Consider the following 16,391-nt stretch of genomic DNA (forward strand, 5'->3'; position numbering starts at 1 on the left):
TAACTCTGATATTTATCTTTATTTTTATTGTACAATTACACTTTATACATACCACGTAAAAAAGTACGTAATCGTAGGAGATCCCATGGCTCGTGGCGGCGTTAACAAGGCGGTGGTGCAAATCGCCCGTTCGGCAATCCTCGCCCGCGGCGAACACCCCAGCATCGATGCGGTGCGCATCGAAATGGGCAATACCGGCTCGAAAACCACCATCCATCGCTACCTCAAGGAACTGGAGCAGAGCGAAGCCCGCCGCGCCGCGCCGCAGGAAGCCCTGGAAGAAGAGCTGACGGAACTGGTCCAGCGCATGGCCCAACGCCTGCGCGAACAAGCCCAGGAGCCTGTGGAGCAGGCCCAGGCGCAACGGGAGGAAATGCAGCAGGAATTGGCCGCGCAACAAGCCGCGGCCGAGCAAGCCCGGGCCCAGCTGCAGCAGCAATTGCAGACCCAGGCGTCAGCCCTGGCCAGCGAAAGCGCGCTGCTGCAGGAGACCCGTTCCATGCTGCAGAGCGAACAGACGCGCAATGCCGGGCTGAACCAGGCCCTGGCCGACTTCGAGTTGCGCCTGAAAGACAAGGACGAGCAGATCCGCTCGCTGGAAGAAAAGCACCTGCATGCCCGGGACGCCCTCGAACACTACCGCAGCGCGGTCAAGGAGCAGCGCGAACAGGATCAGCGTCGTCATGAAGGCCAACTGCAACAGGCGCAACAGGAGCTGCGCCAGGCCCAGCAAAGTGCATTGGTGCGCCAGGACGAAATCACCCAGTTGCACCGCGACAACGAACGCCTGAGCAGCGAGCAGCGCGCCACCCAGAAAGAGTTGCGCCAGGCACAGGAGCAGGCCCAGAAGGCTGACAGCAAGCTTGGCCAGCTGGTGGAGCAATCCAGCCGCCTGAACAGCGAACACACCCTCCTCCAGGAACGCCTGCGCGTCGCCTTGCTGGAAAGTCATGAGTTCAAGCAGAACCTGGAGCGGCAGCTGCAGGACAATCGACAACTGGAACTGCGCGTCGCCAAGGCTGAGGCTAGCCTGGAGGCCCTGCAACTGGCTGCCGCCGCGAAGGCCGAGGCGCAGCCAGAAACAGAAGAACAGCGGCCGGAGCCGCCGGAACAGGCTTAACCGGCGACCGGCGTACGCAGGGTGACGAACTCCTCGGCGGCCGTCGGGTGCACCCCGATGGTTTCGTCGAAGTCACGCTTGGTGGCGCCGGCCTTCAAGGCAATCGCCAGGCCCTGGACGATCTCGCCGGCGTCCGGGCCGACCATATGGCAACCCAGCACCTTGTCGGTGTCGGCATCCACCACCAGCTTCATCAGCGTGCGTTCCTGGCACTCGGTCAGGGTCAGCTTCATTGGCCGGAAGCAGCTTTCGAAGATCTGCACCTTGTGCCCCGCTTCCCTTGCCTGCTCTTCGGTGAGGCCGACGGTGCCGATATTCGGCAGGCTGAACACCGCGGTCGGGATCATGTTGTAGTCCACCGGACGATACTGCTCCGGCTTGAACAGACGCCGCGCCACGGCCATGCCTTCGGCCAGGGCCACCGGCGTCAGTTGCACACGACCGATCACGTCGCCAATCGCCAGGATCGACGGCTCGGCGCTCTGGTACTGTTCATCGACCTCGATGAAGCCACGCTTGTCGAGCTTCACCCCGGTATTTTCCAGCCCCAGGTTGTCGAGCATCGGCCGCCGGCCGGTGGCGTAGAACACGCAATCGGTGGCCAGTTCGCGCCCGTCCTTGAGGGTAACCTTCAGGCTGCCATCGGCCTGCTTTTCGATACGTTCGATATCGGCGTTGAACTGCAGGTCGAGCCCACGCTTGGTCAGCTCCTCCTGCAAGTGCTTGCGCACCGCTCCGTCGAAGCCCCGCAGGAACAGCTCGCCGCGATACAGCAGCTTGGTGTCCGCGCCCAGGCCGTGGAAGATCCCGGCAAACTCCACCGCGATATAACCGCCGCCCACCACCAGGATGCGCTTGGGCAGTTCCTTGAGGAAAAACGCTTCGTTGGAACTGATGGCGTGTTCACGCCCCGGAATGTCCGGGATCTGCGGCCAGCCGCCGGTGGCGATCAGGATGTGCCTGGCGGTGTAGCGCTGGCCATTGATCTCCACCTGGTGCGGATCGATCAGCTTGGCGTGGCCTTCATGCAGGGTCACGCCGCTGTTGACCAGCAGGTTGCGATAGATACCGTTCAGGCGATTGATCTCGCGATCCTTGTTGGCGATCAGCGTGGCCCAGTCGAAGTCGGCTTCGCCCAGGGTCCAGCCGAAGCCTGCGGACTGTTCGAAGTCTTCGGCGAAGTGAGCGCCGTACACCAGCAGTTTTTTCGGCACGCAGCCGACGTTGACACAGGTACCGCCCAGATAGCGGCTTTCGGCGATCGCGACTTTCGCGCCAAAACCCGCGGCGAACCGCGCCGAACGCACACCGCCGGAACCGGCGCCAATTACATAAAGGTCAAAATCGTAGGCCATTTCACTCTCCCAGGCAGGCTGACAGCATAACCGCAGATGCGTATCCGGTCAGCGCTAGAGGATTTAGATAGGGGCATAAAATGAAAAAGCCACCCGAAGGTGGCTTTTCAGTACAAGAAAGAAGCGGGCTATCAGTAAGCCTTGCCAGTCTTGTAGAAGTTCTCGAAGCAGAAGTTGGTCGCGTCGATGTAGCCTTCGGCGCCACCGCAGTCGAAACGCTTGCCCTTGAACTTGTAGGCCATGACGCAGCCGTTCTGGGCCTGCTTCATCAGGGCGTCGGTGATCTGGATTTCACCGCCCTTGCCTGGTTCGGTCTGTTCGATCAGGTCGAAGATGTCCGGAGTCAGGATGTAACGGCCGATGATCGCCAGGTTCGACGGAGCATCTTCCGGCTTTGGCTTCTCGACCATGCTGTGTACGCGGTAGATGTCGTCGCGGATCATCTCGCCGGCGATCACACCGTACTTGTTGGTTTCCTGCGGATCGACTTCCTGGATGGCCACGATCGAGCAGCGGAACTGCTTGTACAGCTTGACCATCTGGGTCAGTACGCCGTCGCCTTCCAGGTTCACGCACAGGTCGTCCGCCAGGACCACGGCGAACGGCTCGTCGCCGATCAGTGGACGGCCGGTCAGGATCGCGTGGCCCAGGCCCTTCATCTCGGTCTGACGGGTGTAGGAGAACGAGCACTCGTCCAGCAGCTTGCGGATGCCGACCAGGTATTTTTCCTTGTCGGTGCCCTTGATCTGGTTTTCCAGCTCGTAGCTGATGTCGAAGTGGTCTTCCAAGGCGCGCTTGCCGCGACCGGTGACGATGGAAATTTCGTTCAGGCCAGCGTCCAGTGCTTCTTCGACGCCGTACTGGATCAGTGGCTTGTTCACCACCGGCAGCATTTCTTTGGGCATGGCTTTAGTCGCTGGCAGGAAGCGAGTACCGTAACCGGCTGCTGGGAACAAGCATTTCTTGATCATATGAGTCCTTAAAAGGGCTGTACGTACGAATTTCGGCGCAGTCTAATCAGGCCGCGTGCACCTTACAATGGGCCGCGCTGGCTAACCGCTGCCATCTAAGAGAAATATTGCCGCGGATAGTTCCGCACTGGCTGCGAACATAGCTGCGCAGCATCGTACAGATAACCCGCGCCGTAAACCGCCATCTGGCCGCAAAGCCTTGATTTTCTGTGTTTGGGCCCTTGTTCGCGCTCTTGCGGCGGGCCGTTTACCGCTATCATGGCGCCCTTGAATCCCGCCAACGAGGCAGATAGATGTCGGCAACAAAAAGCGTAAACGGTTACCAGATCAAGCAGTTGAAAGACGGCCAGTGGTGGCTGGTCAGTGCCCAGGGCGAGAACGTCGCCGGGCCTTTCGCCAGCGAGGCGATGGCCGTCGAAGTGGCATCGGTGTTCGAGGATTCGGCCGGCCACGCCTCGGCGCGTCGCAACCCCAAGTCCTGAAACTGCCCCTGTACCGAAGAGCCCTGCCCCGCGCAGGGCTTTTTCATGCCGATCTGTACCGCAGTGGCGGTTCGCTATAGCATCTCGTCCCAGACACTCGCCAAGGGTGTCCAGCCCTCCCCCGGGGCTCAAACTTCTCGATGACGACCACACCCATGCACAAACTTCTGGCTCTGACCGCGGTACTGGCCCTGACCGGATGCGCCACCGTTTCCGATACCTACCTGGAGAACGGCGAACAAGGCCTGAGCATCGATTGCTCCGGCGAAGCCAGCTCCTGGGCCAGCTGCTATGAAAAGGCCGACGCCTCCTGTGCCGGCACCGGCTATCGGATCATCGGTACCGACGGCACGCCGTCGCTCAAGGAAAGCGACAAGACCCTGGGGGCGGATGTTGGCAACTACAAAAGCCGCAGCGTCGTAGTGGTCTGCAAGTAACAGACGCCCTGCCTATATATGAATCTCGGCAAACTTGATGCCCAGGTTGCGAATGGTTTCGATCAGGTCGTCCAGCCGCTCGAATGACTCGACTTCATCGTTGTCATCCACAAGAAAATAGCTGCGCCCCGCGCTTTTCTTGAAGAACACGATCCATTCCCCGGAATTCGCCGGATTCTGAATCACATGGGTCGCAGAGATATGCCCCTCTGCATGCCTTTCCCGGACTGTTTCGCGCTTCATGCTTTCTCCCAAAAAACGATGCCGCCGAAACCTGGATTTCGACGGCATCTTTGACAATGGCCGACAGTTTATCGGATGCCCTGGCCAATCAGCACGCCATCTACCGTCTGGCCATACAGATTGACCCCGTCGTTGGCATGGAACTTGAGCCGGGTCTGCTCGATGGAGCCCTCCACCAGCCGCGGATCCTGTGGTCGTTCATGGCGGTTGACGAACGCCGCCACGTCCCAGGCCTGCTGGTCGCTCAGGCTGCCGGCCTTGCCCAGGGGCATGTTGTATTTGATAAAGGACGCGGCGGTGTTGATCCGGTGCATGCCTGCGCCCCAGTTGTACGAGTCCTTGCCCCAGAGCGGCGGCATGACATAGTCCGCGCCGACCTTCTGGCCCTGGCCGTTATCGCCATGGCAGACCGCGCATTGCGCCCGATACACCTGCTCGCCACGGGCCAGGTCGTAGCCCTGGGCCGGCTGCGGCACCTCGGGATAACCACGCCCGGGCAACTCGACACCGATCGGCGCCTTGCTCGCCAGCCAATAGGAGTACACCGACAACGCGCTGATCTCGTAGCTGTCGGCAGCCGGCGGCGTGCCGTTCATGCTGAACTGGAAGCAGCCCTGCAAGCGTTCGGCGTAGGTGTTCACCTTGTTGTTCTTCTTGCGGTAGGCCGGGTACATCGGATAGGCGCCCCACAACGGCGCGGAGTTGGCCAGCCGCCCCTGATCCAGGTGGCAGTTGCTGCAATTGAGTCCATTGCCGACAAACTTCGGCGCCAGGCGCTTGGTATCGACGAACAGCGCATAACCGTCGCGGACCATCTTGCCGTAGGCATTGTCCGGCAGCTCGCTCTCTGCCGGTGGCTGGAAATACCGGGGATGGCCAGGGTTCACCGCTGGCTCCCGCAACTGTGATTGGTCCTCCATGGCGACCGCGGCGCCCTGAGCCTGGGTCGCCAGCAAGGCGAGGGAAAAACCCAATAGAAGATCACGGCTCATGGCTTGGGCTCCTGGTTGTCGGCCTTGGCGGACGGGCTGCCGACCTTGGCGAAGTAGTCGGCCACCGCCGTGATTTCCTCGGGGCTCAGGGCCTTGGCGATGTGTCCCATCAGGTCGTTCGGGTCATTGCGGCGCGTGCCGTCGCGCCAGGCATTCAACTGCCCGGCCAGGTAAGCCGCGGGCTGCCCGGCCAACGGCGGAAAGGCGTCTCCCACACCCACGCCACCCGGTCCATGGCAAATCACGCACTCCGGAACCTGCCGCTCCCAGGCGCCACGCAGGGCCAGCCTTGCACCGACCCCCTCGGCCATGGCGCTGCGGTTGATCGGCGCTGGCGTCACAGTCGGCATGGCCGCCAGGGTCTGGCTGACCGCATTTATCTCGTCATCGCTCAGGGCCTTGGCCAGTGGCTGCATGACCGGATTGCTGCGCGCACCGCTGCGAAAATCTTCCAGCTGCTTGCGCAGATAACCCGCCGACAATCCCGCCAGACGTGGAAATCCGGCGGCTGCCAAACCCAGGCCATCACCACCGTGACAGGCCAGGCAGGCCGTGGCGCCGGGCTGCGCGCCACCCTGGGTAAACACTTTCTGCCCATCCACGGCCTGGGCACTGGCGACAAAAAACAGCATCAGGCTGCTCAGCAGTATTCGATCCATGGGGAACATGGCGAACTCCATTTTTCTAGTTATATCCTTAGGCTTGTTTTATATAAGCCTACAAAGAGTAGGCCAATAGACCTTTGGCTACAACGCGAAACCCACTGAGCCTGCCTTGTCACCGGGCACAAAAAGCCCGCCCTCGCCACGGAAATCCGGGCCAGGGCGGGCTCTTGAAAAATCCCTCGGCGATCAGCCGGAAATGCAGTCCTCCGCCGCCTTGCGGATATCGCCCGGACGCATGGGCACATTGGACATGCTTTCATGCAGCTTGATGCTGCTGCCCCCCGAACGCTCCTCGATATCGAACACCGCGGTCGGACCCGACGAGACTTTCTGCGGAACGATAATGCGCATGCCGTCCTTATGCGGTTCGACCTGCAACTGGCCACGGCTGTCAGCCAGTTTTTCGCTGACGCACTTGGCGTACTCCTGCGGCTTTTTCCCTGAAATCACGTTCAGGGTGGGCAGTGTCTGGTTAATGTCCGAGACCGTCGCACAACCACTGATCGCCAAGGCCAGAATCAACACACCCCACTTCATACATTTCCTCCGATAAAGACCGTCCGACCGCAGAAATGGCATTTTTCTCCGGATCAGTCAGATTTATCCTAAATAATCGGCAAATAACTGTTTTAAATTGTCAAAGCCGCCGGCCGCGGCCTGATAAACTGCGCCATCGTTTTGATTTTGTAGCAAAAGCCCTTCTGGAGGCGCCCATGAAATTTATCCACCAGCGCGAGCACCTCAACGAAGACGATATCGTCGTCATCGAATGCTCCCAGGTCTGCAACATCCGCCTGATGAACGACGCCAACTTCCGAAGCTTCAAGAACGGCGGACGTCACACCTATCATGGCGGCGCGTTCGACAAGTTCCCGGCCAAGATCACCGCACCGAGCACCGGCTTCTGGAACATCACCATCGACACCGTCAACCGCCGGCCCATCAGCGTCACCCGCAAGCCGAACCTGACCCACTCGATCAAGATCATCCGCCGGTCCAGCTCGAAACTGCGCTGAACCCCGCCCCAGCCCGCGACAAACAGGTATCACCGTGGCCCAAACGACCAAGTACGTCATCAAATACAAACTCAACGGCGAACGCCGTTTCGAGTTCGCCCAGCTGGAAAGCGGCACCCAGGAAGAAGCCAAGGCCGCGCTGGAAGCCCTGCACGGCCAGACCGACGACGTCATCAGCGACGTCAGCGTGAGCAAGGCGCTGTAAGCCCTGCTTCTGTGACGAATTCGAGCGCAAGCAGCGGAGTGTGAGCGGCCCGCGCGCTTCCTAGACTGGCGGATATCAGCCTCTGCCTCAGGAACGCCAGGATGTCCGCCCCCTCCCTCGAACAACGTCTTGCCTGCCTGGACTGGCCCTCGATCGAGCGGCAGCTCGACCAGGACGGCAGCGCCGTGATCGGCAACCTGCTCAGCGCCGACCAATGTCATGAGCTCAGCAGTTTGTATCCCCGCAGCGCATTGTTCCGTTCGCGAGTGGTCATGGCCAGGCACGGTTTCGGCCGCGGCGAATACCAGTATTTCGCCTACCCCTTGCCGCAACGGGTCGCCGAACTGCGCGGCCAGTTCTATCCGCGCCTGGTGCCGCTGGCCAACCGCTGGAACCAGCTGATGAATATCCCCGTGCAATATCCGCCCCGGCACGAAGACTTTCTCCAGCGCTGCCACGCCGCCGGTCAGCAGCGGCCGACGCCCCTGTTGCTGCAATATGGCCCGCAGGATTACAACTGCCTGCACCAGGACTTGTATGGCGACAACGTATTCCCCTTGCAGGTCGCGATCCTGCTGTCACGCCCCGGCACCGACTTCAGCGGCGGCGAATTCGTCATCACCGAACAGCGACCGCGCATGCAGTCGCGGCCGCAGGTCATCGATCTGAAGCAAGGTGATGCGCTGATCTTCGCCGTGCATCATCGTCCGGTACCCGGCGTGCGCGGCCATTACCGGGTGACATTGCGCCATGGCGTCAGCCGCCTGCACAGCGGCCGCCGCCATACGCTAGGAGTGATCTTCCACGATGCCCAGTAACGCTAACTTCACCGCCGAGCTGTTCGGCGACCCCGAACTGCAACAGGCGCCCCGCACCGAGCAGGTCGGCCCACAGTCCTTCGTGCTCCGTGGCTTCGCCCTGCCCTGGGTCGAACGCCTGCTGCCGGCCCTGCGTAGCGTGCTGCGCGCCGCGCCGTTCCGACAGATGGTCACGCCGGGCGGCTTCACCATGTCGGTCGGCCTGAGCAGTTGCGGCCAGCTGGGCTGGACCACCGACCGCAGCGGCTACCGTTACACCGCCATCGATCCGCAGAGCGGCCAGCCCTGGCCGGCGATGCCCGAAGTGTTCCGCGAGCTGGCCCAGGCCGCCGCGACCCAGGCCGGCTTTGCCGGGTTCGAGCCGGACGCCTGCCTGATCAATCACTATGTGCCCGGCGCCCGCATGTCCCTGCACCAGGACAAGGATGAGCGCGACTACGACGCGCCGATCGTCTCCGTCTCCCTGGGCTTGCCGGCGGTGTTCCAGCTGGGTGGCGAGCGGCGCAGCGACCGCCCGTTGCGGGTGCCGCTGCTGCATGGCGATGTGGTGGTCTGGGGCGGCGTCGACCGCCTGCGCTATCACGGCGTGCTGCCGCTCAAGGACGGCACGCACCCGCTGCTGGGCCCACGGCGCATCAACCTGACCTTTCGCCGGGCCGGTTGATCCCGCGGGAATTCAAGCGCAAGACTCGGAGTGCCAGGCCCCCCGCCCTTGGTTAATCTGAGCGACAACCGCCACCGAGTAGAGCCCTTGACCATGGTCCAGCCCAAGCCCACCACCGCAACCGATCCACGCTGGCTCGCCGTCCTGGCCCGTGATGCGCGCGCCGATGGCCAGTTTGTCTACGGGGTGAAAACCACCGGGATCTACTGCCGCCCCAGCAGCCTGTCGCGCCTGCCACGGCCGGAGAACGTCGAGTTCTTCGACACCGCGGAACAAGCCGAGGCCGCCGGTTACCGTCCGAGCAAACGCAGCGCCAGCGACCAGACCCAGGTGGCCGCGCACCATGCCAGCCTGGTCGCGGCCGCGTGCCGGCAGATCGAATCGGCGCAAGCGCCGCCCAGCCTGAAACAGCTGGCCGAGCAAGCCGGCATGAGCAGTTTCCACTTTCATCGGGTGTTCAAGGCCGCCACCGGCCTGACCCCCAAAGGCTACGCCAGCGCCCACCGTTCGCGGCGGGTGCGGCACCAGCTGGAGCACGGCCATTCGGTGACCGACGCGCTGTACGACGCCGGTTTCAACTCCAACAGCCGCTTCTACGAAACCGCCGACCAGTTGCTCGGGATGAAACCCAGCGACTACCGCGCCGGCGGCCTGAACGCCGATATCCGCTTCGCCGTCGGCCAGTGCTCCCTGGGGGCGATCCTGGTTGCCCAGAGCAATCGCGGGGTCTGCGCGATCCTGCTGGGCGACGACCCCAATGCCCTGCTGCAAGACCTGCAGGACAAATTCCCGCGGGCCAACCTGATCGGCGCCGACCAGGATTTCGAGCGACTGGTGGCCAAGGTGGTGGGGTTTATCGAAGCGCCGGCCATCGGCCTCGACCTGCCGCTGGACCTGCAAGGCACGGCGTTCCAGGAGCGGGTATGGCTGGCCCTCAAGGAGATTCCGCCGGGCAGCACCGCCAGCTACGCCGAGATCGCCCAGCGTATCGGCGCGCCGAAGTCCTTTCGCGCCGTGGCCCAGGCCTGTGGGGCCAACAGCCTGGCGGTGGCGATCCCTTGCCACCGGGTGGTGCGCAGCGACGGCCACCTGTCCGGCTACCGCTGGGGGGTGGAGCGCAAGCGTCAGTTGCTCGAGCGCGAGGGCTCGTCCGAGCCTTGAATGCCGATGTACACCGACACCGATTCCGGCCCGGTGTACACCTCGAAGTCCGTGGCGAAGCGCCGGCGGATCTGCGGGTTGTCCTCGAAATAGGCCCAGACCAGGCCCCAGGTCTGGATCACCACCTCCGGCATCGGCCCCTTGGCGGAGAACGCCAGGTACTCGCCGCCCTGCACCTGCACCAGCGGGTAGTCGGCATTGCCTTCGCCCACCGCTACGCCGGCGGTGACATCGAAGTGCCCCGAGGCATCGGACTCGTAGTTGGAGTACACGCCGTAGATGAATGAGTCCGACTGCCGGTGACCGATGCTGTCGAACAGGCCTTCGACAAAAAACCGCTCCCACATCGGCCCGATCCGCGCACGGTCCGCTTGTTGCTCGTCGGCATTGCAGGTGCGCACCTGCAAGCCAGAAACGCAGAACGGCTGAACCTCTCGCAGTTTGACATCCATGCTTGGTACTCCTGTCTGGCGTTTATCTGGGTAACCGGCGCGCACGGTATCAGCGATTCACATCCACCACCACGCGCCCGCGCAACTCACCGGCCAACAGGCGCGACGCAGCGGCGATGGCTTCGCTGAGGCCGATCTCATGGCTGATCAACGGCAGCAGGGCCGGGTCCAGATTACCGGCCAGGCGCTGCCAGGCCTCGATGCGCCGGGCCTTGGGCTGGGTCACGCTGTTGATCCCGACGAGGCTCACGCCACGCAGAATGAAGGGCGCCACCGAGGCCGGGAAGTCCATGCCCTGGGCCAGCCCGCAAGCGGCTACGGCGCCGTTGGCCTGGGTGCTGGCGCAGGCATTGGCCAGGGTATGGCTGCCCACCGAATCGATCACCGCCGCCCAGCGCTCCTTGGCCAAAGGCTTGCCCGGCGCGGACAGGCTGGCGCGGTCGATGATCTCGCTGGCGCCCAGGCGCTTGAGGTAGTCCTGCTCTGAAGTGCGCCCAGTGGACGCCACCACCCGATAACCGAGCCGGGCCAACAGGGCTATGGCAAAGCTGCCGACCCCGCCATTGGCCCCGGTGACCAGCACATCGCCCTGGCCCGGGGTCAGGCCGTGGCGCTCCAGCGCCAGGATGCTGAGCATCGCCGTGTACCCGGCGGTGCCGATGGCCATGGCCTCGGCCGCGCTGAACGCCTGGGGCAAGGGGATCAGCCAGTCGCCGTCCAGCCGCGCCTTCTGCGCCAGGCCGCCCCAATGTCCTTCACCTACGCCCCAGCCGTTGAGCAGCACCTGATCGCCGGGCTGATAGTCCGGGTGGCTGCTGGACTCCACTGTCCCCGCCAGGTCGATCCCCGGCACCATGGGGAACTGGCGCACCACCGGACTGCTGCCGGTGATGGCCAGGGCGTCCTTGAAGTTCAGGGTGCTGCAGGCCACCCGCACCGTCACATTGCCCTCGGGCAACTGCTCTTCATCAATCTCGCGCAGCGCCGCGCGATAACCGGCGTCGTCTTTCTCGATCAAAATACCCTTGAACATGACTGCCTCCCGGTGGGCCCATGGCCGGGCCGTGAACTTGAGTTTCAGCTTGCAAAGCCTCCACCTTCCCAGCTCGAGCGGGAAAAATCCACGCTCTTTTCGTCGTAGGCCAAAGCCCCTCATCCTTATTCGATTTGCTCTGGTGGCGACAGTCTGATCAGGGATCATCTTCAGTGGAGACCTACTGGTAGTGAACCGTTCATAGGAGGCAGCGGGGTGAAATGTCCCTCGCTACCCCAAGCAAGAATTTGCTGCAAAGGGCATATTTTCTTAAGCACTCAACGACAGCAATGAGTATCATTATCAAGTCAAGCTCTTGAACCTCAGGGCTTGGCAAACGTCATGACGCTCGTCGTGTGCTTCGGGCGGTTCTTGTTCACTTAGAAGGATCTTTTATGCCGGTTGCTTATTTTTCCCCGCTGCGAATGCTCGGGGCGTTGCTGTTTGCTATCTGTGTGTCAGGTGCCGCATATGGCAAGGATGATGGGAACGATCACTCCATTACTATCGAAAAGAACGTTCAGTCTTATGTGATCAATTCCGACGGCAGCTTCGTACTGGATGTTGAGATGGTCTCCAGGATCAACGAAGAGCGGGCGATCAAGGCCAGAGCGCAACATCCACTCAGCTACAACCGTGCCTTGGAAACCCTGGAGGTCGTTGAGGCGTTTACCCAGAAACCCAATGGACGCAAGGTGCCGGTAGGCACTGAGCAGATCAAGGAACAGCAGGAACAGGTTTCTTCGCAAGCCCCCATGTTCCAGGACTCCCGGGTCAAGGTGGTGATTTTCCCTGAAGTTGCCGTGGGCGATCGATTGGTACTGCGTTATCAGCGCCACCGCACCACTGCTCTGTTTCCTCAGCAGTTCGAGGATATTTCCATTCCCGAATTCAACCCGATGGATCTGTTCAGCCTAACCTACGACCTTCCCGCCGATATGCCGCTGTACTCCGACACTAAAGGGTTCAAGCCGTCGATGCCAAAAGCTGCGCCAGGGCGCAAGATCTATCGCTGGGACTACGTGCCGGCCGACAAGGCTCGCATTGAGCAAGGAGCCGTGTCTTATGTGGATTACGGGCAATATTTGGCCGTATCAACCTTTGCCAACTTCAAGGACTTTGCCAAGGCCTATCAGGCAAGAGCCGGCGTGGAAGTAACGCCAGCCATCACTGAGCTGGCCGAGAAACTGACGGCCAATCTGCCGACACCTCGGGCCAAAGCCCTTGCCCTGAGTGACTGGGTACGCGAAAACATTCGCTATGTCGCTGTTTATGTAGGGGCCGGCGGGATTGTGCCACATTCAGCCCAGGCTGTACTGGATAACCGCTACGGTGACTGCAAGGACCATGTGGCGTTGCTGGAGGCGCTCTTGAAAGCGGTGGCTATCGAAAGCTCTCCGGCCTTGATCAACCTGGGCAACGCTTACACCTTGCCGACAGTACCCACACTGGGCCTGCTTAATCACGTCATTACCTATGTGCCGAGTCTTGATCTGTATGTGGACTCTACCGACAGTTCGATCGCGGCTGGCTACCTGCCGATCCTCATCTTGAACAAACCGGTGTTGTTGACAGCGTCCGGCGAACGCAGACAAACCCCTGCGAATCAATTCAGCAAGGTAGTTAACGACATGACGTTCAAGGTGGCTGGAAGCGGGGCTGCCGATTTCACCTCCGTAGCAACGGTCGAAGGCTGGGCTGCTGAGTCCAACCGTTATGTTTACAAGTCGATGAAGCCAACTGATCGTGACCTGCTGATCCAGCAAATCCTCACCGCCTATGGACAGACGGGCAGTGGAAAATTCAAGACCAGTTCATTGGTCGGCAATGCGGAGAAGTTCAAGAGTACGATGACCGGACGCACAGACAACCTTGTCAACCTGCCCGGACCTATTGGCGTACCCACTTTGAGTAGCTTGGCCGGTGGCATTTTACAGAACGTGTTTGCCTTTGCCTCGGAGAAGGAACGTACTCAGGGATTCGTCTGTATTTCTAGTGAGACCGAGGAGACGTCGCGGTTCGAGTTCCCGAAAGAGGTGTCTATTCTTGCGGTACCAAAGGCCGTTACCTTGCAAAAGTCCGACTTTGATTACAGTGCCACCTATACCAAGGATGGAGATGCGGTGGTCATCAAGCGTCGCCTGAAGTTCACTCATCCTGATGCAGTCTGCAGCCCTGAGGAGTTTGCGATGATGAAACCGGTGATTGAAGGCATGGTGAATGATTTGAAAAGCCAGATTATCGTGCAAACTTTATAACTGAACGGCTTGTGGAGTTGTCCTAATAAAGCCGGATACCTCACCCTCGTTAGGGACTCTCCGATCAAGTCAGCACAGGCCCCTGTCTGTGCTGGAATAGCCCTCCGGTCAGCCACCAGCATCGACATGGAGGGCCACCGAGCTGGTGGAATAGCGAGCAACAAGACCACCAAGCCGGTAGTGGATATGGGGGTTGAGTGCAGTTGCGGGAGAACATCTTAGCCGCACTGATTGCCACTCAGGGTCAGTTAGCGCGGCGAAACAAGTCCAGGATGGACCGTTTGTGGTGAAAAAAATGCGCAATCAGGTAGGCCACCAAGACATTGACTAGCACTACCGCTCCGCTTCGGAGTAACGCCTCGATAATCGGCATTTGCTGGCTGAAGTACAGAAGTAGCGAATTCACCACTAGAATCAATGCACCCACGGCGACGATCAGCCGGTACTTGCGCGCCACGAATGCGGGCAGGATTACTGACACGCACACAAGTCCCCAAAGACTATTCAAAATCACAAACGCATCAAAAACCATGAGACATCTTTCCTCAAAACGTTGGAGCTCTGCCATTGCTAAATCGCCCAGGCCCTGGCGTACCTCTTTTCAAGACTCGCTGGATACTTGGACGTTGGGGGTATAGCCCCCAGTTTTATCCATGCAAAACCCGATAACTCAAGAGCCCGAGGTGTTCCGGGTGAAAAGCCCTCCTGCTGCCGCAGTCGCCACCGAATAACCGTAGTAAACCGCTTTACCAGCCCCTGTTGCAACGGAAGCGACAACACCATACCCCGCCGATACGCCTCCCATTACAGTCGCCCCGACGATCTGCCCGGCACTCCCACCACTGAGGTAGGCACTGGCACCGCCTGCAACAGCACCACCTACAACGACAACCGCAGGGTGGACCCCGCCGGCAACTGCTTGAATTTCTTCGTCCGTCAATTTTCTCATTACTTCATCCATAAACCGGTTTACACCCTAACAACCGCGATCAGCAAAGCGCATCGCAGTCGCACGAGAGAAGAGGGTAACGTCCCGCAGGCCCCCACAGAAACCCTGCATCAGTAGGGGGACGCGGTCTGCACAACCCTGAAGAGTTTGCGGCGATGAAACCGGTGATTGAAGGCATAGTGAATGATTTGAAGAACCAGATTATCGTGCAAACCTTGTAACCGCTTACTCGTAACGGCCCGCACTCGATCGGCCATTAACCAAGTGGGTGCAACAGCCATCATTTACGGCAGCATCTAAAACCCGGAAGTCCCGCAACAGTAAGGATTTCCGGTTTTTTTTGCCTGAAAAAAAGCATCGGTCTCAACGCAAGATCGCCAGGCTCCGGCCAAAGTCGACTGGCCTTGAGCAACCCTCTCCTGATACAAACCCCGGGTTGCCGTCCTTATCTCTTGACGTCGGAGCATCATTCACATGAGCCAATGGCCTGCCCCCCGTATTCTCGACCTGCTGGGCATCGAGCTGCCGATCATCCAGGCGCCCATGGCCGGTGCCACCACTACGGCCATGGTGATTGCCGCCGCCCAGGCCGGTGCGCTGGGCTCCCTGCCCTGCGCCATGCTCAGCCCCGAGCAGATTCGCCAGGAAGTCCAGACCATCCGCCAGGCTACATCCGCCCCGCTGAACCTGAATTTCTTCTGCCACCAGAACCCGACACCCGACCCGGAACGGGAAATCCGCTGGAAAAACGCCCTGGAACCCTACTACCGCGAACTCGGCGTCGACTTCGAGGCGCCGACCCCGGTCAGCAGCCGCGCGCCCTTCGACGCCGTCAGCTGCGAGCTGGTGGAAGAGCTGCGTCCGGAAATCGTCAGCTTCCACTTCGGCCTGCCGGAGCCTGCCCTGCTCGCCCGGGTCAAGGCCAGCGGGGCGAAGATCCTGTCGTCGGCCAGCACTGTCGATGAAGCCGTCTGGCTGGAACAGCATGGCTGTGACGCGATCATTGCCATGGGCTACGAAGCCGGCGGCCATCGCCCGATCTTCCTCAGCGACGACCTCAACACCCAGGTCGGCACCATGGCCCTGGTGCCGCAGATCGTCGATGCGGTGCAGGTGCCGGTGATCGCCGCCGGCGGGATCGGCGACGCCCGCGGCATAGTCGCCGCCTTCGCCCTCGGCGCCTCGGCGGTGCAGTTGGGCACCGCCTACCTGTTCACCCCGGAAGCCAAGGTCAGCGCCGCCCACCACCAGGCCCTGCGCACCGCCAAGGACAGCCAGACCGCCTTGACCAACCTGTTCACCGGCCGCCCGGCGCGGGGCATCGTCAACCGGGTGATGCGCGAGATCGGCCCGATCAGCCCGCTGGCCCCGGCCTTTCCCCTCGCCGGTGGCGCGCTGCTGCCATTGCGCGCCAAGGACGAAGCCGACTTCGCCAACCTCTGGGCCGGCCAGGCCCTGCGCCTGGGTCTGGAACTGCCGGCCTTCGAGCTGACCCGCACACTGGCCGAGCAAGCCCTGGCCAAGCTCGACAGGGGCTAAAAACCCCAGGGCCGCGACGCGGTTCGCGGCC

19 protein-coding genes are annotated in these 16,391 nt (G+C 61.3%); 10 read left to right on the forward strand and 9 right to left on the reverse strand.

Going from position 1 to position 16,391, the window contains the following annotated elements; translation table 11 throughout:
• Positions 1–85 precede the first annotated feature (85 nt).
• Positions 86–1,120, forward strand: a complete 1,035-nt coding sequence (locus tag IF690_RS16935; protein ID WP_202696590.1) for a DNA-binding protein — start codon at positions 86–88, stop codon at positions 1,118–1,120.
• Here IF690_RS16935 and gorA read toward each other — a convergent pair.
• Entirely contained in the window at positions 1,117–2,475 is a 1,359-nt protein-coding gene (gene gorA, locus IF690_RS16940) for a glutathione-disulfide reductase (protein WP_202696591.1), read from the reverse strand. The genes IF690_RS16935 and gorA overlap by 4 nt on opposite strands.
• A 131-nt stretch (positions 2,476–2,606) precedes the next feature.
• Positions 2,607–3,446 carry a UTP--glucose-1-phosphate uridylyltransferase GalU gene (gene galU / locus IF690_RS16945; RefSeq protein WP_011061681.1) on the reverse strand — a complete coding sequence of 280 codons (840 nt, stop codon included), beginning with the start codon at positions 3,444–3,446 and terminating at the stop codon, positions 2,607–2,609.
• 293 nt (positions 3,447–3,739) lie between these two features.
• Between galU and IF690_RS16950 the strand changes: the two genes are divergently transcribed.
• Positions 3,740–3,928 (forward strand): hypothetical protein, encoded by a 189-nt coding sequence (locus tag IF690_RS16950; protein ID WP_053261496.1) that lies wholly within the window; start codon positions 3,740–3,742, stop codon positions 3,926–3,928.
• A 155-nt stretch (positions 3,929–4,083) separates the two neighbouring features.
• Entirely contained in the window at positions 4,084–4,365 is a 282-nt protein-coding gene (locus tag IF690_RS16955) for a hypothetical protein (protein ID WP_063431325.1), read from the forward strand.
• A gap of 12 nt (positions 4,366–4,377) precedes the next feature.
• Here the strand turns inward: IF690_RS16955 and IF690_RS16960 are convergent, their stop codons facing one another.
• The 4 genes from IF690_RS16960 to IF690_RS16975 all read right to left on the reverse strand — a co-directional run bounded on the left by IF690_RS16960 (position 4,378) and on the right by IF690_RS16975 (position 6,802).
• The gene (locus tag IF690_RS16960; protein ID WP_202696592.1) at positions 4,378–4,608 is read right to left on the reverse strand and encodes a hypothetical protein; all 231 of its coding nucleotides are present in this window, start codon (positions 4,606–4,608) and stop codon (positions 4,378–4,380) included.
• A gap of 68 nt (positions 4,609–4,676) precedes the next feature.
• Positions 4,677–5,600 carry a c-type cytochrome gene (locus IF690_RS16965; RefSeq protein WP_202696593.1) on the reverse strand — a complete coding sequence of 308 codons (924 nt, stop codon included), beginning with the start codon at positions 5,598–5,600 and terminating at the stop codon, positions 4,677–4,679.
• Positions 5,597–6,268 (reverse strand): c-type cytochrome, encoded by a 672-nt coding sequence (locus IF690_RS16970; RefSeq protein WP_202696594.1) that lies wholly within the window; start codon positions 6,266–6,268, stop codon positions 5,597–5,599. The genes IF690_RS16965 and IF690_RS16970 overlap by 4 nt, the downstream gene beginning before the upstream one ends.
• 183 nt (positions 6,269–6,451) lie before the next feature.
• Positions 6,452–6,802, reverse strand: coding sequence for a hypothetical protein (locus IF690_RS16975; RefSeq protein WP_023965785.1), 351 nt, complete (start codon positions 6,800–6,802; stop codon positions 6,452–6,454).
• Positions 6,803–6,978: 176 nt separating this feature from the next.
• Between IF690_RS16975 and IF690_RS16980 the strand changes: the two genes are divergently transcribed.
• The 5 genes from IF690_RS16980 to ada all read left to right on the forward strand — a co-directional run bounded on the left by IF690_RS16980 (position 6,979) and on the right by ada (position 10,129).
• Positions 6,979–7,281 (forward strand): DUF1883 domain-containing protein, encoded by a 303-nt coding sequence (locus IF690_RS16980; RefSeq protein WP_007921735.1) that lies wholly within the window; start codon positions 6,979–6,981, stop codon positions 7,279–7,281.
• 34 nt (positions 7,282–7,315) lie between these two features.
• Positions 7,316–7,486, forward strand: a complete 171-nt coding sequence (locus IF690_RS16985) for a hypothetical protein (RefSeq protein ID WP_007921734.1) — start codon at positions 7,316–7,318, stop codon at positions 7,484–7,486.
• Positions 7,487–7,587: 101 nt separating this feature from the next.
• Positions 7,588–8,304, forward strand: coding sequence for a 2OG-Fe(II) oxygenase (locus tag IF690_RS16990; RefSeq protein WP_202696595.1), 717 nt, complete (start codon positions 7,588–7,590; stop codon positions 8,302–8,304).
• A complete protein-coding gene (gene alkB, locus IF690_RS16995; RefSeq protein WP_202696596.1) occupies positions 8,294–8,968 on the forward strand; it encodes a DNA oxidative demethylase AlkB in 675 nt (224 codons plus the stop codon). Before IF690_RS16990 ends, alkB begins: the two co-directional genes overlap by 11 nt.
• A gap of 93 nt (positions 8,969–9,061) precedes the next feature.
• Positions 9,062–10,129 (forward strand): bifunctional DNA-binding transcriptional regulator/O6-methylguanine-DNA methyltransferase Ada, encoded by a 1,068-nt coding sequence (ada, locus tag IF690_RS17000; protein ID WP_202696597.1) that lies wholly within the window; start codon positions 9,062–9,064, stop codon positions 10,127–10,129.
• Here ada and IF690_RS17005 read toward each other — a convergent pair.
• Entirely contained in the window at positions 10,093–10,581 is a 489-nt protein-coding gene (locus IF690_RS17005; RefSeq protein ID WP_202696598.1) for a GyrI-like domain-containing protein, read from the reverse strand. The genes ada and IF690_RS17005 overlap by 37 nt on opposite strands.
• 49 nt (positions 10,582–10,630) lie before the next feature.
• Positions 10,631–11,614, reverse strand: a complete 984-nt coding sequence (acuI, locus tag IF690_RS17010) for an acrylyl-CoA reductase (NADPH) (RefSeq protein ID WP_202696599.1) — start codon at positions 11,612–11,614, stop codon at positions 10,631–10,633.
• A gap of 395 nt (positions 11,615–12,009) precedes the next feature.
• Here acuI and IF690_RS17015 point away from each other — a divergent pair, with 395 nt between their 5' ends.
• A complete protein-coding gene (locus IF690_RS17015; protein ID WP_502710147.1) occupies positions 12,010–13,872 on the forward strand; it encodes a DUF3857 domain-containing transglutaminase family protein in 1,863 nt (620 codons plus the stop codon).
• A gap of 244 nt (positions 13,873–14,116) precedes the next feature.
• Here the strand turns inward: IF690_RS17015 and IF690_RS17020 are convergent, their stop codons facing one another.
• Positions 14,117–14,404: a hypothetical protein gene (locus IF690_RS17020; RefSeq protein ID WP_202696600.1), complete on the reverse strand. Its 288-nt coding sequence runs from the start codon at positions 14,402–14,404 to the stop codon at positions 14,117–14,119.
• Positions 14,405–15,295: 891 nt separating this feature from the next.
• Here IF690_RS17020 and IF690_RS17025 point away from each other — a divergent pair.
• Positions 15,296–16,360 (forward strand): NAD(P)H-dependent flavin oxidoreductase, encoded by a 1,065-nt coding sequence (locus IF690_RS17025; RefSeq protein WP_202696601.1) that lies wholly within the window; start codon positions 15,296–15,298, stop codon positions 16,358–16,360.
• Positions 16,361–16,391 lie beyond the last annotated feature (31 nt).

Source organism: Pseudomonas sp. SK3(2021) (genome assembly GCF_016772375.1).
Classification (GTDB): Bacteria; Pseudomonadota; Gammaproteobacteria; order Pseudomonadales; family Pseudomonadaceae; genus Aquipseudomonas; species Aquipseudomonas chlororaphis_I.